The sequence below is a fragment of the Alteriqipengyuania halimionae genome, from assembly GCF_009827575.1.
Lineage (GTDB): Bacteria > Pseudomonadota > Alphaproteobacteria > Sphingomonadales > Sphingomonadaceae > Alteriqipengyuania_A > Alteriqipengyuania_A halimionae.
Map to the genome: position 1 here is coordinate 184,362 of NZ_WTYR01000001.1, position 20,469 is coordinate 204,830.

16 protein-coding genes and 1 other RNA gene are annotated in these 20,469 nt (G+C 62.7%); 9 read left to right on the forward strand and 8 right to left on the reverse strand.

The window, feature by feature from the left end; genetic code table 11:
- Nucleotides 1–216: 216 nt before the first annotated feature.
- Nucleotides 217–2,742 (forward strand): TonB-dependent receptor, encoded by a 2,526-nt coding sequence (locus GRI68_RS00950; protein ID WP_160615278.1) that lies wholly within the window; start codon nucleotides 217–219, stop codon nucleotides 2,740–2,742.
- 73 nt (nucleotides 2,743–2,815) lie between these two features.
- On the opposite strand, the gene mtgA is transcribed toward GRI68_RS00950, so the two are convergent.
- Together mtgA and GRI68_RS00960 are read right to left on the reverse strand one after the other, a co-directional pair.
- The gene (mtgA, locus tag GRI68_RS00955; protein ID WP_160615279.1) at nucleotides 2,816–3,484 is read right to left on the reverse strand and encodes a monofunctional biosynthetic peptidoglycan transglycosylase; all 669 of its coding nucleotides are present in this window, start codon (nucleotides 3,482–3,484) and stop codon (nucleotides 2,816–2,818) included.
- Nucleotides 3,485–3,520: 36 nt separating this feature from the next.
- Nucleotides 3,521–3,910 carry a winged helix-turn-helix transcriptional regulator gene (locus tag GRI68_RS00960; RefSeq protein WP_160615280.1) on the reverse strand — a complete coding sequence of 130 codons (390 nt, stop codon included), beginning with the start codon at nucleotides 3,908–3,910 and terminating at the stop codon, nucleotides 3,521–3,523.
- Nucleotides 3,911–4,013: 103 nt separating this feature from the next.
- On the opposite strand from GRI68_RS00960, the gene GRI68_RS00965 reads away from it, so the two are divergent.
- Complete coding sequence (locus tag GRI68_RS00965; protein ID WP_160615281.1) at nucleotides 4,014–4,757, forward strand: SDR family oxidoreductase; 744 nt, start codon at nucleotides 4,014–4,016, stop codon at nucleotides 4,755–4,757.
- 93 nt (nucleotides 4,758–4,850) lie between these two features.
- On the opposite strand, the gene rpoH is transcribed toward GRI68_RS00965, so the two are convergent.
- Complete coding sequence (rpoH, locus tag GRI68_RS00970; RefSeq protein WP_160615282.1) at nucleotides 4,851–5,741, reverse strand: RNA polymerase sigma factor RpoH; 891 nt, start codon at nucleotides 5,739–5,741, stop codon at nucleotides 4,851–4,853.
- 141 nt (nucleotides 5,742–5,882) lie between these two features.
- The gene (locus GRI68_RS00975) at nucleotides 5,883–6,842 is read right to left on the reverse strand and encodes an RluA family pseudouridine synthase (protein WP_160615283.1); all 960 of its coding nucleotides are present in this window, start codon (nucleotides 6,840–6,842) and stop codon (nucleotides 5,883–5,885) included.
- A 156-nt stretch (nucleotides 6,843–6,998) separates the two neighbouring features.
- Here GRI68_RS00975 and GRI68_RS00980 point away from each other — a divergent pair, with 156 nt between their 5' ends.
- Together GRI68_RS00980 and GRI68_RS00985 are read left to right on the forward strand one after the other, a co-directional pair.
- Nucleotides 6,999–7,643 (forward strand): histidine phosphotransferase family protein, encoded by a 645-nt coding sequence (locus GRI68_RS00980; RefSeq protein ID WP_160615284.1) that lies wholly within the window; start codon nucleotides 6,999–7,001, stop codon nucleotides 7,641–7,643.
- An 8-nt stretch (nucleotides 7,644–7,651) separates the two neighbouring features.
- Nucleotides 7,652–8,359: an N-acetylmuramoyl-L-alanine amidase gene (locus GRI68_RS00985; protein ID WP_160615285.1), complete on the forward strand. Its 708-nt coding sequence runs from the start codon at nucleotides 7,652–7,654 to the stop codon at nucleotides 8,357–8,359.
- Between the two features lie 50 nt (nucleotides 8,360–8,409).
- Here the strand turns inward: GRI68_RS00985 and GRI68_RS00990 are convergent, their stop codons facing one another.
- Both GRI68_RS00990 and GRI68_RS00995 read right to left on the reverse strand, forming a co-directional pair.
- Nucleotides 8,410–10,797: a TonB-dependent receptor gene (locus GRI68_RS00990; RefSeq protein ID WP_160615286.1), complete on the reverse strand. Its 2,388-nt coding sequence runs from the start codon at nucleotides 10,795–10,797 to the stop codon at nucleotides 8,410–8,412.
- Nucleotides 10,798–10,972: 175 nt separating this feature from the next.
- Nucleotides 10,973–12,364 carry an alpha/beta hydrolase gene (locus tag GRI68_RS00995; RefSeq protein ID WP_160615287.1) on the reverse strand — a complete coding sequence of 464 codons (1,392 nt, stop codon included), beginning with the start codon at nucleotides 12,362–12,364 and terminating at the stop codon, nucleotides 10,973–10,975.
- A gap of 145 nt (nucleotides 12,365–12,509) precedes the next feature.
- On the opposite strand from GRI68_RS00995, the gene rnpB reads away from it, so the two are divergent.
- From rnpB to GRI68_RS01010, 3 genes are all read left to right on the forward strand, one after another.
- An RNA gene (gene rnpB / locus GRI68_RS01000) (RNase P RNA component class A) lies at nucleotides 12,510–12,904 on the forward strand.
- A gap of 125 nt (nucleotides 12,905–13,029) precedes the next feature.
- A complete protein-coding gene (locus GRI68_RS13935; RefSeq protein ID WP_160615288.1) occupies nucleotides 13,030–16,275 on the forward strand; it encodes a S41 family peptidase in 3,246 nt (1,081 codons plus the stop codon).
- 76 nt (nucleotides 16,276–16,351) lie between these two features.
- The gene (locus tag GRI68_RS01010; RefSeq protein WP_160615289.1) at nucleotides 16,352–16,975 is read left to right on the forward strand and encodes a hypothetical protein; all 624 of its coding nucleotides are present in this window, start codon (nucleotides 16,352–16,354) and stop codon (nucleotides 16,973–16,975) included.
- Between the two features lie 16 nt (nucleotides 16,976–16,991).
- Here the strand turns inward: GRI68_RS01010 and GRI68_RS01015 are convergent, their stop codons facing one another.
- Both GRI68_RS01015 and GRI68_RS01020 read right to left on the reverse strand, forming a co-directional pair.
- The gene (locus GRI68_RS01015) at nucleotides 16,992–18,302 is read right to left on the reverse strand and encodes a UDP-glucose dehydrogenase family protein (RefSeq protein WP_160615290.1); all 1,311 of its coding nucleotides are present in this window, start codon (nucleotides 18,300–18,302) and stop codon (nucleotides 16,992–16,994) included.
- Nucleotides 18,299–19,102, reverse strand: a complete 804-nt coding sequence (locus GRI68_RS01020) for a metallophosphoesterase family protein (protein ID WP_160615291.1) — start codon at nucleotides 19,100–19,102, stop codon at nucleotides 18,299–18,301. The genes GRI68_RS01015 and GRI68_RS01020 overlap by 4 nt, the downstream gene beginning before the upstream one ends.
- A gap of 128 nt (nucleotides 19,103–19,230) precedes the next feature.
- Between GRI68_RS01020 and GRI68_RS01025 the strand changes: the two genes are divergently transcribed.
- Both GRI68_RS01025 and GRI68_RS01030 read left to right on the forward strand, forming a co-directional pair.
- Nucleotides 19,231–19,965, forward strand: a complete 735-nt coding sequence (locus GRI68_RS01025) for a TorF family putative porin (RefSeq protein WP_160615292.1) — start codon at nucleotides 19,231–19,233, stop codon at nucleotides 19,963–19,965.
- A 49-nt stretch (nucleotides 19,966–20,014) separates the two neighbouring features.
- A complete protein-coding gene (locus GRI68_RS01030; protein WP_160615293.1) occupies nucleotides 20,015–20,452 on the forward strand; it encodes a VOC family protein in 438 nt (145 codons plus the stop codon).
- Nucleotides 20,453–20,469: the final 17 nt, after the last annotated feature.

The window sequence follows — 20,469 nt, forward strand, 5'->3', positions numbered from 1 at the left end:
GAAACAAATGATGTATTTGAAATCGGCGGGCGAAACGAAATTTCTCACGCGGCGCGGAACGCTCCGAGCATGCGATTGGACGTCACAAAACGGTCACGCAACAGTGGTGTTTGCGGCTAAGTCGGCCTGGCGGACAGGCCGGGGGGAACGGGGTTCCAGCCAGTTCGACCCAGAGATTTGTACTCGAACCAATACCAACCGTAGGGATCTTCTCGGATGAAAAATCTATTCTACCTCAGCAGCGCCGTGATTGCGCTTGCCGTCCCGGGGACCGCGTTCGCGCAGTCGACCGGCTCGGAAGAATTCGACGACGAAAACGTCGTCATCATTACCGGCAGCGTCAATCGCGACATCGGCGGCGTCGAACTTCCCGACTCGCCCAAGGCGAAGCAGGCTCTTGGTGAGGAAATCATCCGTCGTCAGCGCCCTGGCCAGACCGTGAACGATATCGTCAACCTGGTCCCCGGCGTCAGCTTCCAGAACAACGACCCGTGGGGCTCCTCGGGCGGCTCGTTCACGATCCGCGGCTTCGACGACACCCGCATCTCGCAGACCCTCGACGGCCTGCCGCTGAACGATTCGGGCAACTATTCGCTGTACACCAACCAGCAGGTCGATCCCGAAATCCTCGAGCGGGTCACCGTCAACCTCGGCGTTACCGACGTCGATAGCCCGACTGCTTCGGCCGTCGGCGGCACGATCAACATTCGCACCCGCGAACCGGCCGACGAATTCCTGGTTACCGCCACCATGACCGCCGGCGACATCTTCGCCGAAGGTGACGACACCGGCGTTAATCGTCTTTACATGCGCGGCTTTGCCATGGTCGATACCGGCGACATCACCGGAATGGGCACCAAGGCGTTCTTCTCGGCGAGCTACACCGGCTACAACAGCCCGCTCAACAACTACAGCAGCGTCGAAAAGCAGCAGTATAATGCCAGTATCTGGCAGGATATCGGCAGCAATGGTGACTTCATAGCGATCTCGGCGCACTACAACGAGAACCGCAACAACTTCTTCGGATCGAAAAACATCAACCTGATCCAAGAGGCGATTGACGAGGGCGATAAAAGCTACCGTTTTTACGATGTCGATTATCCATGTGCCCTGCCTGAGGGTACGCTGGCCAACGGTGGCGGCGTCAACGGCGTGTCCGAGCGCTATTCGGACTCGAGCTCGAGTGGTGACTGCGGCTCGGAATTCGATCGTCGCTACAACCCGTCGAACACCGGCAATATTCGTGGTTCGTCGCTGTTCACGCTGGCCGATGGCCTCGTGCTCACCGTCGATCCTAGCTTCCAGTACGTCAAGGCTAATGGCGGCGGCGTAGAAGACCTTCGCGAAGGCTTCTTCACGATCAACGGCCAGCAATATACGGGCTTCCTGAGTGGTGGCTATTATTACGGTCGCGATCTCAACGGCGACGGCGACCTGCTTGACCGCATTGCCGGGACCGATCCGAGCCAGACGCGTACCCGTCGTTACGGCGTAATCGCCAACCTCGCTTACGAGATCAACGGCGATCATCGCGTTCGCATCAGCTATACCCACGACAATGCGAACCACCGTCAGACGGGCCAGACCGGCTTCCTGCGTCCCAACGGCGAGCCGATCGATGTTTTTCCGATCAACGACCCGCTGGAAACTTCGCAGGGCTTCACGCTGAACAAGCGTGATCGACAGTCCTATGCGATCCTGAACCAGGTTTCGGGCGAATATCGCGGCAGCTTCGGCGATCTGACCGCCGTGCTAGGCGTGCGTGCACCGTTCTTCACCCGCAAGCTCGATCAGCGTTGCTATACCACGTCGGCCTCGGGCTTCGTCGATTGTATCGGTGGAACCGACGCCAACTATGAAGCTGCAAACCCGAACTACGCACCGCCGATCGAGGTCGATTACAAATACGACAAACTGCTTCCCAACGTCGGTTTGGTCTATAACTGGGGCGATGTTTCGGTGTTCGGCAACTATGCCAAGGGCCTCTCGGTTCCGGGTACGGACGAACTCTACGACTCGCTGTTCTTCTCGAACAAGTCCGACGACTTCCAGCCGAATTCGGAAACCACCGACAGCTTCGACCTTGGCCTGCGGTTCCAGTCGGGCCGCCTCCAGGCTCAGGTCGCCGGTTGGTACACCAAGTACAGCAACCGTCGTGCCGTGGCCTACGACCCCGTACTCGAGCAGTCCATTTCTCGGAACCTCGGACAGGTCGACAAGTACGGCATCGACGGGTCGATCTCGTTCGCGCCGACCAGCAACACGCTGCTCTACGTGTTCGGTTCGATCAACGAATCGGAAATCAAGGACAACGTGCTGATCGGACTGTGCGATCAGGAAAATGTCGATAATGCCGTGCCCGGCTGTTTGGCCGTCGGCGACGATCTGTTCGCGCTGACCGCCGGCAAGAACGAGAGCGGAACGCCGCTCTGGTCGATCGGTGCGCGCGGACAGGTGGCTCTGGGCCCGGTCGAGCTCGGCGTGCAGGCAAAGCATACCGGCAAGCGCTGGGTGAACGACGTCAATGAACTGTCGGTCGATGGCTATACGCTGGTCGATATCGACGTCCGCGTCCGTCTCGGCGACTATCTCGCCGGTCGTGAAGCTGCTCTCCAGTTCAACATCACCAACCTGCTCGACGAATTCTATGTCGGCGGCTTCGGTGGCGATCTGGACGGCGTCGGATTTGCCCAGATCGGTTCGCCGCGTGCAGCGAGCGTCTCGCTGCTCCTCGGCTTCTAAAACCTAGGACAGGCACAAACGAAGGGCGCGGGGGAGAGTATCCCTCGCGCCCTTTGTCTTGTCCGTTGTCGGTTCAGTCGTAGATGCAGGCGTCGAGCGCGTCGCGGCGGACGACGCCGATGCGCGCAGCAACGGTGTTGCCGTGACGGCGTAGCCAGCCGCCCGGGTTCTTGACAGAGCGCTTCTTGGGCTGCGGCAAGGCGGCGGCCATTCGCGCCGCTTCGCTTGGGGAGAGTCGGGCGGCGGACTTGCCGAAATAGCGCTGCGCTCCGGCTTCGGCGCCGTAGGTTCCGATGCCTGTCTCGGCGACGTTGAGATAGACTTCCATAATCCGCCGCTTGCCCCAGATCTTCTCGATCAGCAGCGTGAACCAGGCTTCGAGCCCTTTGCGCACGTAGCCGCCACCTTGCCACAGGAAGACATTCTTGGCCGTCTGTTGGCTGATGGTGGAGCCACCGCGGATACGCCGACCCTGCTGGTTCTGGCGATAGGCTTTCTCGATCGCTTCGCGGTCGAAACCGTCATGCGCGCAGAACTTGCCATCCTCAGCAGCGATCACTGCATCGACCATGTTGCGGTCGATGCGCGAAAGCGGCGTCCAGTCCTTGGTCGCGCCGTTGTCGTCCATGGCCATCGTCGCCGTGTAGGGCGGGGGCACAACCGCGAAGAGTAGGACGAGGGCGAGGCTCAGCCCGACGAAACCGAGGATCAGCCAGGCGAGGAATTTTGCGATACGAAACACGGGTGGTTACCTAAACTATGGAATGGGTGACGACAGTCAGGAGCGTTCGTTCCGCCGATCATAGTGGGCGCGCGCCCGCTCGATCCGGGCGATGTTCTTTTCCGCCCAATGCCAGACGCCGCAAAATGCCTCTGCCAATTCATGGCCGAGATCGGTGAGCGCATATTCGACGCGGGGCGGGACTTCGGGAAAAACCGTGCGCGAGACCAGGCCTTCGCGCTCCATCTGGCGCAGGGTCTGGGTCAGCATCTTCTGACTGATCCCCGGCAGTGCCCGGCCCACCGCGCTGAAACGCATCGCACCCGTCTCTTCCAGTGCTTCGATCACCAGCAGAGTCCATTTGTCGGCCACGCGGCCGATGGTCTCGTCGACCAGTTCGTTGATTTTCGGGTCGTCGTGATAGCTCGTGGTGGCGGAATTCGTCATATCTTACTCTCCGGTAAGTACCTCACTTCAAGGTGCCTACTTTCCAATCGAGAGTGAATATCTAATCCGGTTTCATGTCCACAGAGAAATTTGGAGAGAAGACATGAAGACCAGTGGCAATACCATCCTCATCACCGGCGGGGGCAGCGGCATCGGGCGCGAACTTGCGCACCAGTGGCACGATCGCGGCAACACGGTCATCGTTGCGGGGCGTACGCTCTCCTCGCTCGAGGAAACGGCGAGCGGGCGGGACAACATTCATGCCATCGCGCTGGACGTGGCAGACGGGCAGGACATCGGGCGCTTCGTATCCAATGTGCTCGCCAGGTTCCCCAGCCTTAACGTGCTGGTGAACAATGCTGGGATCATGCGGTTCGAGGATGTAGGCGGGAAGCGCGACCTGGCCGATGCGGAAGCAACGATCGCGATCAACCTTCTTGGTCCCATCCGCCTTACCGACGCGCTGATCGAACATCTCAAGACGCAGGCGGACGCGGCGATCGTCAACGTGTCCTCGGGGCTGGCATTCGTGCCCATGCCGAAGACCGCGACCTATTCGGCGACCAAGGCCGCATTGCACAGCTACACCGTGTCGCTGCGTGCGAAGCTGAAAGGTGTGGTCGAAGTCATCGAGGTGGCGCCCCCAGCCGTGCAGACCGAGCTGACACCCGGCCAGTCGACACGCGAAGGCTACATGCCGCTGGATGCCTTCATCACGGAAACGATGGATGGCTTCTCGGTCGAAGACACGCCGGCAGAGGTTCTCACGGAAAACGTGCTGTTCCTGCGCAATGCGGAGGCCGAGGGCCGCTTCGACGAGGCGCTCGAAATGACGCAGCGTTTCTGACGCCGATCATCCTGCGGCAGGTTCGGAGAATAGAAAAGGGGCGTATCCCGCGAAGGATGCGCCCCTTTTTTCATAGGTCGATCATCCGGTAGATCAGGCAGCCGGAAGCGCGGTGAAGCGGTTGTCCGCGATATTCTTCATCGCTTTCTGCAGTTTTTCGAATGCGCGGACCTCGATCTGGCGAATGCGCTCGCGGCTGACATCGTAGACCTTGGACAGTTCTTCCAGCGTCTGCGGACTTTCCGTCAGGCGGCGTTCGGTGAGGATATGCTGCTCACGCTCGTTGAGCGATTCCATCGCCTCGGCCATCATTTCGCGGCGAACATCGAGTTCTTCGGCATTGGCGACCGTTTCATCCTGCAGCGGACGATCGTCGGTCAGCCAGTCCTGCCACTCGCCCGAGCCTTCCTCGCCATTGCGCATCGGCACGTTGAGCGAGCCGTCGCCACCGCGCATCATGCGGCGGTTCATGTTGATGACTTCCTGCTCCGGCACGCCGAGATCGGTGGCGATCTTGGTCACGTCGTCGGGGTGCAAATCGCCGTCTTCATAGGCGTCGAGGTTCTTCTTCATGCGGCGCAGGTTGAAGAACAGCTTCTTCTGCGCGGCGGTCGTGCCCATCTTCACGAGCGACCAGCTGCGCAGGATGAATTCCTGGATCGAGGCCTTGATCCACCACATTGCATAGGTAGCCAGGCGGAAGCCGCGATCGGCTTCGAATTTCTTGACGCCCTGCATCAGGCCCACATTGCCTTCGGAGATCAGGTCCGAAACCGGCAGGCCGTAGCCGCGGTAACCCATCGCGATCTTGGCGACGAGCCGAAGGTGCGAGGTAACCAGCTGGGCAGCCGCCTCGGTATCCTCATGCTCTTCGTAACGCTTGGCGAGCATGTATTCCTGCTCCTGCGTCAGCACGGGGTATTTCTTGATTTCGGTGAGATAGCGGTTGAGGCTCTGTTCCCCGTTCAACGCAGGAACGCTCATACCTTTCGTTTTGTTGGCCACGTTATTCCCTAAACCTTTCACTTGCCGACCGACTCCGCCGGACCCCTGATGGGCATCCGATCCTCCGCGGTCGCAGCACTTTCCTCTATAGACCAAATCGGACGATTTGCGCCATTGGTTTCATCGATTAAAACGGGCGAGTTCGTCGATAAGTTCCCGCATATCAGGTGGCGTTTCGGCCCGAAAAAGCACCCGCTCGCCGGTGACCGGATGGAGAAAACCGAGTTCGGCAGCATGCAGCGCCTGCCGCGCGAAACCCAATCGGTTCAGCAGCGGGCGGAGCGGGGCGGGTGCACGCCCGTAGACCGGGTCGCCTAATAGCGCATGGCCGATGGATGCACAGTGAACGCGCACCTGATGCGTGCGCCCGGTTTCGAGGCGGCATTCGATCTGCGAGGCATGGGGGTAGCATTCCTGCACCGCGTAGTGCGTGATCGCATGCTTCCCGCGAGTCGTGCCGTCGGGGAGCACCGCCATTTTCTTGCGATCGCGATCCGATCTCCCGATGCGCGCCGCAATTGTCCCTTGCTCAGGCTCGGGCGTACCTGCGACCACGGCGCAGTAAGCGCGATCGATCGAATGGTCGGCAAACTGTGCGGCGAGCCCTTCATGGGCTGCATCAGTCTTGGCGACGACCAACAGGCCACTTGTATCTTTGTCGATCCGATGGACGATCCCCGGACGCGCGACTCCGCCAATGCCTGACAATTGCCCCCCGCCATGATGGGCGCAGTGATAGAGAAGCGCATTCACCAGCGTGCCATCGGGATTGCCTGCCGCCGGGTGGACCACCATCCCGGCGGACTTGTTCACGACCACGAGATGCTCGTCCTCGAACACGATATCGAGCGGGATGTCCTGCGGCACCGCTTCGGCAGGCGCAGCGGGCGGCACGTCGACGACATAGCTGGCGCCAGCGCCGGTCTTGGCCGATGGACTCGTCGCCAGCGCGCCCGCGATCTGGACCCGCCCTTCGGCGATCAGCGTCTTGATCCGCTCGCGCGACAGGCCCGACACATCGGCCAGCGCCCTGTCGAGGCGGGAGGGTTTGTCGGGGAGGGTGCCTGTCAGCAGGGACATGGGCGGGGCCTAGGTCAGAGCCGCGCGTCCGACAAGCGTGTCGCGGCCCGCAGGATAGGCCGTTGGGAGCGGATGGTGATCGGAGGGCCCTTGTCCTTTCCAATACGTTACCCGCTCGCTACAGCAGCGGGCAAAGCACACCCAACCGGACCCTTCATGACCGACTATACCGAGATCGACCTCGCCAGCCTGATGTGCTCGCGCCTGTGCCACGACCTGCTCAGCCCGGTCGGTGCCCTCAGCAACGGGCTCGAATTGCTGTCGGGCGAAGAGGATCCTGACATGCGTGCGCGATGCATCGAACTGCTCGAACAGAGCGCACGGATCAGCACATCCAAGCTCAAATTCTTCCGCCTCGCCTTCGGTTCTGCCGGCGGGTTCGATTCGCGCATCCCGACCGAAGAGCCGCAGACGCTGATTGCGGCGCTGGTCGCCGATAACGGTCGGGTCGAGCTGAATTGGAGCGTCGTGAGCGACACGCTGACCAAGCCGGCGGTAAAATGCCTGCTCAACCTCGCGCATATCGCGATCGACGCCCTGGTGCGCGGCGGCACGCTGGATATCGGGATCGAGGAAAGCGACGGAATAACCGAGATCGCGATCCGGGCCAGTGGAGCGCGCATCGCTTTCGACGAGAATATCGGGCGCGCCTTGCAGGGCGAGCTCGATGCAGCGGAAATTTCCCCGCGCACCGCGCCCGCCGCGATGTTGCACGGTCTGGCCAGCCAGCATGGCGGCGAGATCCAGTATCAGGTGCAGGACGATGCGCTGATCCTCGGCGCAATGGTTCGCGAAGGCTGAAGCGGGTGATGCGCGACGAACTGGTTCACCGCGAGGCGCTCTCCCCCAATTTCGATGAGCGCACCCTGCCGATCTCGATGGTGGTGATCCACTATACCGAGATGGCGGACAAGAACGTCGCGCTCGAGCGGATGTGCAATCCCGAAGCCAAGGTGTCGGCGCATTACCTGATCGGGGAAGGGGGCGAAGTCATCCGGCTGGTCCCTGAAGACAAGCGCGCCTGGCACGCAGGCGTTTCCTATTGGCGCGGGATCAAGGACGTGAATTCGGCAGCGATCGGGATCGAGCTCGATCATCCGGGCCACAAGCATGGCTATCGAGAGTTCAACGACGCGCAGTTCGAAGCACTGGTGCCGCTGGTCGCGCGGATGGTGAAAGAGCACGATATTCCGCGCGCCAATGTGGTCGGCCATTCGGACGTCGCGCCCGATCGCAAGATCGATCCGGGCGAGCTGTTCCCATGGGATCGGCTGGCCGAATACGGCCTCTGCCTGCCGCGCCCCGAAAAACTCGAACGCGGCGATCCGTTCGACAACGATGCGAGCTTCTATCTCGCGCTCGAGCGCTTCGGTTACGACATTACCAGCGGACACAAGGCGGTCGAAGCCTTCCAGCGTCGCTGGCGCCCGGAGCGGATCGATGGCGAGATCGACGGCGAAGTGCGCGCGATCCTGTTCCAGCTTTTGCTCGACCGCGATCGCGGCCAGACCCGCTAGATGCGGCAAGGGGAGGGGGCCGGACCGGCCCCGCTCCCCCTACCTTTCGTTCAATCTCCGATCCGCGCGGTCAGCTGGATGCCGTAGAATTGCGGCTCGCCCGGAATGAAGGTGGGGATGCCGAAGGACCCGCCGGTGTTGCCCGCATCGAGCAGGTAATCCTCGTCGGTCGCATTGCGGATGAAAGCCGCGACTTCGAAGCGATCGTCGGCAAAGCTGACGCCTGCACGAGCGTTGATCAGCGTCACCGGCCCCTGCGAGATCAGCGGATCGTTCGGCACTTCGAAGAAGATCCGGCTGCGATGCGTGATCGACGGGGTGGCGAACACGCGCGCGCCATTCCCGATCGGCGCATCCACCGTAAATCCTGCCGCGGCCTGCCATTCGGGCTGGAGGCGGAACCGGGCGCCTGAAAATTCCGGGGCGAAGCTGCTGTCCTCGTCGATCCCACCATCGATGTAGCCGACATTCCCGAACAGGCTGAGCCAGTCGGTGGGACGCACCGCGATTTCAGCTTCGACGCCCAGATTGCTGGCGCCGCCCGCACTTGCAGTGATGAACGACCCGAGGTTGTCGGGGTCTTCGACCGAGACCTGGAAATTGTCGTAGACCTGATAATAGACGCCCAGCGAGCCGGACACGGTGGGCGTATCGAATTTTACCCCGCCTTCGTAGTTCCAGACGGTTTCCTCGGGGATGCCTGTCGCGCCGCCGGCATTCACCTGGACGACCGGCGAACGGCGACCTTTCGAGATGGTCGCGAATACGTTCACGTCGGGTGTGATGCGGTAGAGCGCGTTGAAGCGCGGGAGCCATGCATCGAAGCTGTCCTGCGCACTGATCGTCTCGCCGCCGGTATCGGTCTGACCAGGGATCAGCGAAACCTGCAGGCTGGGCAGGGCCGCGAACAGCTGGTCCCTCAGCGCTGCGGGCAGCAGGCTCGGCACCACCGGCACCGGAACGTCGGCCCGGAAGGCCGACCAGCGGTCTTCCCTCAGATAGCGCAAGCCGGCCGTCAGCTCGAGCTTGTCGGTGGGAATGAAGGTGACGACGGCGAATACCGAATAGCTGTCGTTCTGACCCTGATTCTCGAACACCGAGGCATAGGGTATAGCACTGACCGTACCCCCGCTGAGGAGCGAGGTCAGCTGGGTAGCAGGCGATGACCCGTCGGGCGCGACACAGGGAACGTCCGGCACCGCCGGTGCGCCGAACACGGTGGTCAGGCACTGGAGGAACGTGCCTTCTTCGGTCGAGAACGGGACATTCTGCAGACCGTCTTCGGTGAAGACATTCCAGCCGAACGAGCCGCGCAGGCGGTCGCTGACATAGGTAAAACGTCCTTCATGGCTGAACTGGTCGCCTTCGGTGATCTCGGCGAATTCGAGGAACGGCGCGGCCGTTCCGTCGGCGTCGAACACCTCGGCGCTGTCGAACTTGCGGTAACCGTTAACGGTGGTGAAGGTCCAATCGGGCGCGAAGGCCCATTCCGCGGTCAGGTTTGCATCGTAGACTTCGCGGTTGAGCCCAAGCTGGTCGTCGCCGAGCGCTTCGGCAGAAAAGGGCGAACCACCCAGATTGGCGTCGCCGAACGCGTTTTCCGCGCCGCCGGGAGCATCGGCATAGGCGGGGAACGTGCCGGAGATGAACGGCGTCCCGCCATTGCGCTGCTGGTCGTACGTTCCGACCAGGTCCACGGTGATATCGGGCGTCGGGGTGAAGCGCAGCGAGGCGCGCGCGCCGAATTGGTCTTGCGCGTAGAGATCTTCTTCCTGCGATGCGGCAAGGTTTTTCACATAGCCGTCCCGCGTGCGCCATTCGAAGGCGATACGGCCAGCAACCATATCGGACCCGGCGTTGACGTAGCCCGACAGCAGCGTCTGGTCGTAATTGCCATAGCCGCCGGTGAGCGCCGCCGAGAACCCTTCGCGAGGCTTGGCCGAGACGAGGCTGATCGCGCCGACGGCCGAGGCAGTCCCGAACAGGGTCGCCTGCGGGCCCTTGATGACTTCGACGCGCTCCAGATCGTAGATCGCCTGATATGATCCGCGCGACCGCGAAATGTCGATGCCGTTGTAATAGAGCGTGACGCGCGGCCCCTGCTGCGAGGAACCAGAATCCGAGGTGATGCCGCGGATCACGATGCCGGGATTGTTGGCGCTCTGCTCCTGGATATTGAGGCCGGGCACGTAGTTCGAAAGCTCGTCGAGATCGCTGACGCCCAAACGCTCGATATCTTCGCCAGTAACGGCCGAGATCGTGATCGGAACATCGAGCGCATTCTGCTCGATCTTCTGCGCGGTGACGATGACCACGTTTTCGCTGCGGACGTCATCCGCATCGCCATCCTCCGGTTCGACGGCCGACTGGGCGTATGCCGCGTGGAAGGGAAGCAGAGAAACTGAGCCGAGGACGGCGAGGCGGAGTATCGAGCGCATGGCAAAACTCTTTCGGTGGGTTGCAATGCGCGGGGCCCTGACGGCGTAGCTTGAAACCTCCGTGACACTTCTGAGGCGGTTTTGTGAAACAACCCGCTCTTGCCAAGGCGCACGCGCAAGCGTCCCGATGCCATACGCATCGGGACGTTGCCGGAACCCGTGTTTTATGAAGGAGCTAGTCGGTCGATGTCGCTTCGATGAAGCTGTTCAGCCGCGCTGCAAATTCATCTGGCGCTACCATCAAAATGAAATGCGGCGCGCGGTCGATTTCGATCAATTCGACGTCACCGGCTGCCTCGAACATCGCCACATGCTGCTTCGCACCAGCCAGCGTTGTCTTGGGATCGAGCGTGCCATGCATTACGAGCGTCGGCGGCAGCGCCTTCGGCGGCGCGGCGAACAGATCATCCTTCTCATAGGCCGGAATGCCGCCCATCAGCAGCAGCGAGGGTAGCGGGCTGGCGAACAGCAGACCCGCTTCTTCTTCTGCAATCGTCTCTGCGGTCAGCTCGGGTCGCGGATTGTTTTCCGACCGGCTGATCACGCTCACCAGCGGAATTGAGGAGGCTGCCTGGGGATACGGTGCAAAGATCCCGCTCAGTTCGGCAAGGCGCGCTTCTGCGTGTTCGAGCCAGCGCGCATCGCCAGCCTTCAGGCCTGCGATCACATAGGGAAGCATGGCGCGTGTTTCAGGGAGGTCGAGGAATGCGCCGAGCGTGTATTTCGGCTTCGGCCCGAGCGGCTCTGCGAGATCGGGATCGGCCAGAACCTGGCTCAGCGTATCGGCCGCCGGGCCGGCAAAGTACCGGCTGCAATCGGCCAGCGCATCGCATTCGGCCAGAACCTGTCGGCCGACCATATCGACCACCGCCGAACGACGGCTGAGATCGAACTCCTCGGTGGCTTCGGGCGGGACCAGCGAATCGAGAATAACACCGTCGGCGACGTCCTTTCCGGCGACAGCCAGTGTGCGCAGCACCAATTGGGTGCCGTAGGATACGCCATACAGATAGCGCGGCCGGCCATCGTCCAGCCGGTCCATCAGCATCGTGAGGTCATGCGCCGCATTGGTGATCGAGAAAGCGCGGGTGCGATCGGGCACAGCATTGAGCGCGCGGAAGCATGTGCCCCATTCGGCACCCTCGATCGCCGTGCCACCGGCGCTCTCGGGGCTCTCTTCTATCGGGCACAGCCGGGTCGAAAAGCCTGTGCCGCGATGATCGGGGATGACGAGGTCGTAGCCCGGTGCGCCGCCGCGCAACGTGTCGATGAAAGGATAGAACGAAGCCCCCGATTCGCCCGGACCGCCCGCGACCAGCCACAGCTCGCCCTTGGCGGCACCTTCGGCGGGAAAGCGGCGGACGAAAAGCTCGATTGTCTCTCCGCCAGCGGCATCATGATCGAGCGGCGCCTCGATCCGAGCGCACTGTGTTCCAGCGAGTGATGCGTGCGTGCCAGCATCGGCGCAGGGGGCAAACGTCTCCGATCCATTCGCGTCTTGCGCCGCGACGGCGGGGCTGGCCGCGACGAGGCTTACAAAGAGGGGGATGCGAGACAGAGACAGCATGGTCGACCCTTAGCGATGGGAATAGGCCGTAGCCGGGTAAGAGCGCGGCGCTTTCGCCGCAACAGTCGGCACGCGAGAAAGTCGCTAGGCCAAGCTTCCGCCTCGCCCTTGGCGAAATCACCAATCCCCCCTATCTGCACCTTCGCCAGGGGGCCGGGCAGCCGCGTTGCTTTTTGCACCGAGGAAAGTCCGGGCTCCGTGAAACAAGGGTGGCGGGTAACGCCCGCCGAGAGCAATCTTAGGGACAGTGCCACAGAGAGCAAACCGCCGATGGCCCAACGGGCACAGGCAAGGCTGAAAGGGTGCGGTAAGAGCGCACCGGGGGCCTGGTAACAGGTCTCGCAAGGTAAACCCCACCTGGAGCAAGGCCGAATAGGGGCACCGCGCCGAAAGGTAGGGGCGTTTCGACCCGAGGTGCCCGGGTTGGCTGCTCGAGCGGCGGAGCAATCCGTCGCCTAGATGAATGGCTGCCCCCGCGCGGCCGGTGCCTTTGGCATACCGCGCGCGGGACAGAACCCGGCTTACAGGCCCCCTGGCAATTACCCGAAGAAGTCTCGGCAACGCGCTCGTCTTTCGCGGAGCGGCGTTGGCGCTTGGGCGGATCGGGCTTTGCAATTCCTCGCCTTCGCGGCACCCTCCGGCGCATCTGACGAGGAGATTCCCAAGTGAAGAAATGGCTGATTGCGGGGCTGCTGGCCTCAAGCGTGGCGGTGACCCCGGCGGCGGCGCAAACCAAACTGTTGCGCGATCCCGCGGTGTCCGAGAACCAGATCGCCTTCGCCTATGCGGGTGATATCTGGGTCGCCAACCCTGACGGATCCAACCCGCGACGTCTTACCAGCCACGAAGCGGACGAGCGCGATCCGGTGTTCTCGCCCGACGGGTCGATGATCGCCTTCTCAGCCAATTACGACGGCAATTACGACGTCTTCGTCGTACCCGCGAGCGGGGGCACGCCCAAGCGGCTGACCTGGCATCCGAGCAACGATACGGCGAGCGATTTCACGCCCGACGGGCGCTCGGTGGTGTTCTCCTCCAGCCGCGAGACCCGCAGCGGGCGCGCAGGCGCGATCTATACCGTGCCAGTGGCGGGCGGCTTTCCGCAGAAGCAGTCCGAGATGCGCAGCGTCGGCGGCACCTGGTCGGAGGATGGCGAGCAGTTCGCCAACGTGCCGGGCATATCGGGCTATAACGGCTTGTGGGGCGGAACTGCCGGCTGGCGCGGCTATCGCGGCGGCACCCAGCCTTCGATCGAAGTCATCGATCCCGATGCGCGCACCCTGCGCGAGATTTCGGGCGAAGGCTCGACCGATTTCGATCCTTTCTGGATGGACGGCCAGCTCTATTTCCTGTCCGACCGCGACGCCGACAAGGTGTTCAACGTCTATCGCTGGAACCCGGCGGACGGCGCGGTGTCCAAGGTTACCGACGAGCCGCAGTGGGACGTCCGCAATGCCAGCGGCAAGAACGGCCGGATCGTCTACGAAGCCGGCGGCGAGCTGAAGGAATTCACGCTCGCGAACGGCGCGGTGCGCACCCTGCCGATCGCGCTCAATCCCGACCTTCCCCAGCGTCAGGCAGAATGGAAGAATGTCGCGGGCAATATCGAAAGCGTTGCGATTTCGCCCACGGCCAAGCGGGTTGCGGTCACCGCGCGGGGCGAGGTTTTCACCGTGCCGACCGACAAGGGCAGCACGCGCAACATCTCGGCCAGCCCGTCGGAGCGCAATTACGGCGGCATCTGGTCGCATGACGGCACCCAGCTTGCCTACATCACCGACGATGGCGACGGGCAGGTTCTCGTCATCGAAGACCAGAGCGGGATCAAATCGCCGCGCCGGATCGCGCTCGGCCCGGATTTCTACGACCTGATCGACTGGGGTGGCGACGGAAAGTACCTGATCTATTCGAACAACAAGCTCGCGCTTTCAGCGCTCGACGTGGCGACCGGGACAAGCTGGACCGTTGCCACCACCGAACGCCGCAACGGCAATTTTTCCGCCACTCTGCATCCGGAAGGGCGCTGGCTGGCGTTCACCACGCGCGGAGAGGTCTCCAACGCCGCGCTGCAGCTCTACGATCTGACCACGCGGCAGACGTACCCGGTGACCGGTGAATTCGCCGATGTCGGCTCGCCCGCTTTCTCGAAAGACGGGAAGCTGCTGTTCTTCACCGCCTCGACCAATGCCGGGCCGCTGGCCGGCGGGTTCGACATGACGACCCAGGAAAAGCCCTACCGCGCCGGCATCTACGCCGTCGTGCTCGAAGCCGACGGCGAAAACCCGCTCGCGCCGGTGCTGGCCAATGAAGAGGGCGAGAGCGAGAGCAAGGACAAGGACGAGACGGATGTCGTCGTCGCGCCGCAGAACCTGCGGCGGCGGATGATCTCGCTGCCGGTGGCCGAGCAGTTCTACACCAGTCTCGCCACCGCCAAGGATGGCAGTCTCTATTACATCGCGCTCGAACAGGCGGGCGACCGCAACGATGTGCCGGGAGCGACGCCGCAGGCCGGATCGCAGCTCTACCGCTTCGCGTTCGACGAGCGCGAGGCAAGCACCGTGATGAGCGGTATCACCGGGATGCAGATCGATGCGGCCGGCGAAACCCTGCTCCTTTCGAAGCCCGGCGGCCAGTTGATGACGGCCAAGGCCGGAGCGCAACTCAAGCCCGAGCCGGTCGACCTTTCCGGCCTGAAACTGCTGGTCGATCCGGTCGAGGAATGGCGGCAGATCTTCAACGATGTGTGGCGGATGGAGAAAGCCTACTTCTACGATCCGAACATGCATGGCCTCGACTGGGCTGCCGTCAAACGCCGCTACGAACCGCTGCTTCCCTATGTCGGACGGCGCGAGGACCTGAACGAACTCATGGTCGAGATGATCGGCGAAATGCAGGTCGGCCACAATCGCGTCGGCGGCGGTGACGTCTATACCGGCGGATCGTCGAGCCCGGGCCTGCTGGGCGCCGATATCCGGCTCGAGAACGGACGCTACCGCATCACCAAGATCTACGATGGCGAAAAGTGGAACCCGTTCCTCGCCGCGCCGCTCGCCGCTCCGGGTGTCGATGTGAAGGAAGGGGACTACATCCTTGCCGTCAATGGCCGCGAAGTGACCCCGTCGGACAACATCTTCGAGGCGCTTTCGGGCTCGGCCGGGACGCAGATTGCGCTCACCGTCGCTAGCACACCGTCAGGCGCTAGGAGGACCTCGGTGGTCGAGCCGGTCGGCAATGAAAGCGCGCTGCGCCTGTGGAGCTGGGTCGAGGACAATCGCCGCTATGTCGACGAGAAGACCGACGGGCGCGTGGCCTATGTCTACATGCCCAATACCGCGGATGCCGGATACACGTTCTTCAACCGCATGTATTTCGCGCAGACCGACAAGCAGGCGCTGATCCTCGACGAGCGTTCGAACGGCGGCGGACAGGGCGCGAACTACGTTATCGACGTCCTGCGCCGCGAATACCTCGCCGGGTGGAAGGATCGCGAAGGCCTTGCATGGTCGACGCCCAATTCCGGCATCTGGGGGCCGAAGACGATGCTGATCGACCAGGATGCCGGCTCGGGCGGGGATTTCATGCCCTATGCCTTCCGCGCCTCGGGCCTCGGTCCGCTGATCGGTACGCGCACTTGGGGCGGGTTGATCGGGATCAGCGCCAATCCGGGCCTGATCGACGGCGGGTTCCTGACCGTACCGTTCTTCCGCTTCTTCGAGCCCGACGGAACCTGGAGCATCGAGAACGAGGGCACTGCCCCCGACATGCGGGTCGAGCTCGACCAACTGGCGCTCGACCAGGGCCGCGACACGCAGCTCGACGCCGCGATCGAATATATCGAAGGCGAGCTGGAGCGGAACCCGGCGCGCGATCCCAACTGGACGCCGCCCTATCCGACCCAGCTGGGCGATTGATGATCGAGGAGGGCGCTTGTTCAGGACCGAGCAAGCGCCCTCCTGTTAATGTAATTACATGAATAAATTAACAGGAATGATCGGAGCCGCCGCGCTCGCAATGTCCGGCACCGCGCTGGCGATGGTTGGCGCAGGGGAACGCGACTGGACGATCGGCCCATGGATCAAGGGCAAGAATTATTCGGTCGGCATGTCTCCGCGGCCCGAATACACCCGAGACGGCTTCGCGATCGACTTTCCGACGACGCTGCGCAGCCATGTGCATTACGTGACCTTCAGTCCTGGTTCGCTCGAGGGCAAGCGCGAGATCGTGATGCGCTATCGCATCGATGCCGAGCCAGGCACCCGGTTCGTTCCTCAGGAAGAGCCTGGCAAGAAGGGCGCAATCTCGTTGTTTTTCCAGCGTCGCGGCGACAACTGGACAGCGAAGGGACGGTACGAGTTCTATCGCTGGTATGCCCCCAAGGCGAAGGTAAAGACTTTGTCGCCGGGCAAACATGAGATCCGGATCTCGCTCGACGATCCGGAGTGGATCTCGGTGCGCTACCGCAATCCGGCCGATGCGCCCGGACTGTTCGAAGCAGCCAAGCGCGACACGGCGAAGGTCGGCTTCGTGCTCGGTTCCGACCTGCTGCGCGGCCACGGCGTATATGCCACCAAACCGGCGCGGATCACCGTCACCGACTTCGACATCCGCTGATGCGGATGGCTGCGCCTCAGGCGCGGCCGATGCTTTCGTAGGTAAAGCCGGCCTCGCGCACGATGTCTGGCGTGTAGATGTTGCGCAGATCGACGAGCACCGGAGCGTTTGCCAGCTCCTTCACCCGCTTGAGGTCGAGCGCGCGGAACGCGTCCCATTCGGTCACGATCGCGACCGCATCGGCGCCTTCGATCGCTTCGTATGGGCCGGATACCATTTCCACTTCGGGCATGAGAGGGCGCGCCTGCTCCATGCCTTCGGGATCGTAGGCCGCAACCTTAACGCCGGCATCGGTCAGCGTCTGCGCCACCGCGATCGCGGGGGAATCGCGCATATCGTCGGTGTTGGGTTTGAACGTGAGGCCGAGCAGCGCGACCTTCTTGCCGCGCGCTTCGTCCGCACCGCCCAGCGCGTCGAGTACCTTGCGGCCCATGGCGCGCTTGCGGCTGTCATTGACCTTGACCACCGCCTCGACGATCCGCGTGGGGCTTTCATAGTCCTCGGCGGTCTTGAGGAGCGCTAGCGTATCCTTGGGGAAGCACGAGCCGCCATAGCCGGGTCCGGCGTGAAGAAATTTCGGTCCGATACGATTGTCGAGCCCGATTCCGCGCGCGACGTCCTGGACGTCGGCACCGACTTTCTCGCACAGATCGGCCATTTCGTTGATGAAGGTGATCTTGGTCGCGAGGAAGGCGTTGGCGGCGTATTTGATCAGTTCGGCCGAACGGCGCGCAGTGAACAGGATTGGCGACTGGTTGAGGTAGAGCGGGCGATAAACCTCGTTCATTACCTCGCGACCGAATTCGTCCTCGCAGCCGATCACGATCCGGTCGGGGCGCTTGAAATCGCCGATCGCGGCCCCTTCGCGCAGGAATTCCGGATTGGAGACCACCGCGGTGCGGACCGACAGGTTCGCATCTGCAAGGATACGTTCGACCTGATCGCCGGTGCCGACGGGCACGGTCGACTTTGTCACGATCACGGCATCGTTTTCGAGCGTTTCGGCAATCTCCTTCGCGACCGCATGAACGAAGGTGAGATCGGCATGGCCATCGCCCCGGCGGCTCGGCGTGCCGACCGCGATGAAGATCGCCGAGGCGCCGCGAATGCCCTCGGCCAGATCGGTGCTGAAGGACAGGCGCCCGGCCTTCACGTTGGTTCCCACCAGCGCATCGAGCCCGGGCTCGTAGATCGGCATCACGCCATTGCGCAGCGCTTCGATCTTGCTGTCGTCCTTGTCGATGCAGACGACGTCGTGGCCGAAATCGGCGAAACAGGCGCCGGAAACAAGGCCGACATAGCCCGATCCCACCATTGCGATCTTCATGTGAGGCTCCTTTGCGAGGTCGTGATGGTGCCGCCCTTGTCGGCACGCGCCTCGATTAACCAGCGGTCGGTTCCTTCGAGGCCAAGCGCGGTCAGGCGACCGCTGCTATAGGCCCCTGTATCGATACCGATGCGGTTGGGCAGGTGCTCGACCTCGTCGGTGATCGTATGGCCGTGCACCACCATTGCTTCATGTGCATTACGGTGGGAGAGAAACGGCTCGCGTATCCAGCGCATCTCGCTGCTCTTCTGCTCGGCAAGCGGCACGCCGGGCCGAATTCCGGCGTGGACGAAGGCATAATCGCCGATCCGCACGTGATCCTCGAGGCCCGCGATGAAGGCGCGGTCTTCTTGCGGAATCACTTCGTGCATAAGCTTCATCAGCTTCTTGAGCGAGGCTTCGCGATAGACCTTCTTTTCGATCGGATAGCTGAGCAGGGTTTCCTTCCCGCCATACCGCAGGAAGTGCTTGAGCACCTGCAGATCCTCGAAGGCGTCGAGGAACATTTCCTCGTGATTGCCCATCAGCACGCGGACATACGGGCTCTGCGCCATTTCGCGCACGCGCGCGATGACGCCTGCACTGTCGGGCCCGCGATCGACCAGATCGCCCAGCATGACGCAATGCGTGGTGGCGTCTCCGCGCGCCGCATCGTCGGCATCGATGGCTTCAAGCAGTGCGTCGAACAGGTCGAGCCGGCCGTGGATATCGCCCACGGCATAGGCGCGCTCGCCCGCCGGAATGGCGTGGCTGGGCTCGGCAGATTTCGAGCGGGTAAGTTTACGAAGGGCGGATAGCATGATCGGTTATGTAACCCAGCAGGATCGGGCTGACCGGCATATAGGGACCCGACTGGGTGCGGGCAACGCTTGCCTGCGGGCAGGGAGAGACTAGAAGCGCACGGCACTTCACCACCAAGGCTATCCCCATGCGTATCCTCCTCGTTCCAACGGCGATCCTGTTCGCCACTCCTTCTGTCGCGCAGGACAGTTACGACACCGATCCGCCTCCGGTGATCGAGCTTTCGGGCGAAGCCAGCGTGATGACCGATTATCGCTTCCGCGGCATTTCCTATTCGGATGGCGATGTCGCCGCGCGGTTCAATCTCGAAGCGCACCATGCCAGCGGATTCTACGCCGGGGTCGGCGCGCGCACCGTCGGCGGGGGGCCGCAAGCCGGCGATCTCGAGTTCGAACCCTATGCCGGGTGGAAGAACTCCATTGCACCGCTGATCGATCTCGATGTCGGCGTTGCGCGCCGGATATACACCGGCGTTCCTGCCGGACTGCCGAGCGATTACTGGGAACCCTATGCGGGTGTGGTCGGCCAGCTTGGCCCGGCGAAGCTGCGTCTCGGGGCCGCCTGGGCACCGGGGCAGGACGCGCTGCTCGATGAAGACAATCTCTACCTTTCTGCCGACGCGGAATTCGGTTTGCCGTTCAGCCCCCTGACCGTCGAAGCCCATGTCGGGCAATCCGAAGGACCGCTTTCGGCCGGTGCGCTGGTTGGCCCGGGTGACAGCACCACCGATTGGTCGGTGGGCGCACGTTATACCTTCCTCCCGGCACTGACCGCGCGCGTCCAGTATATCGGTAACGATGCCAATTCGGTCGACGGCCTCACCGACGATACGGTGGTCGGCAGCGTCATCTTCCGGTTCTGACGGCGCGCTCACTTATTCCAGCCCGACTTTGAATGCAGGAGCGATATCCTTGACCAAGTACCTTCACACCATGATCCGTGTCTCCGATCCGGAGGCGACCATTGCGTTCTTCAAGCTGTTGGGCGTCGAGGAAGTGCGTCGCAGCGAAAGCGAGCAGGGGCGTTTCACCCTCATCTTCCTCGCCGCGCCGGGCGAGGAAGGGCAGGCCGAGGTCGAACTGACCTACAACTGGCCCGCCGAAGACGGCAGTTCGCCGGAGGAATATACGGGCGGTCGCAATTTCGGCCATCTCGCCTATCGGGTCGACGATATCTACGCGACCTGCCAGCGGCTGATGAATGCGGGCGTGACGATCAATCGCCCGCCGCGTGACGGGCACATGGCGTTCGTGCGCACGCCCGACGGGATCTCTGTCGAATTGCTGCAGGACGGCTATCTCGATCCGCAGGAGCCGTGGGCGAGCATGCCCAATACCGGCAGCTGGTAACCCCGGCCAGGGGGCGA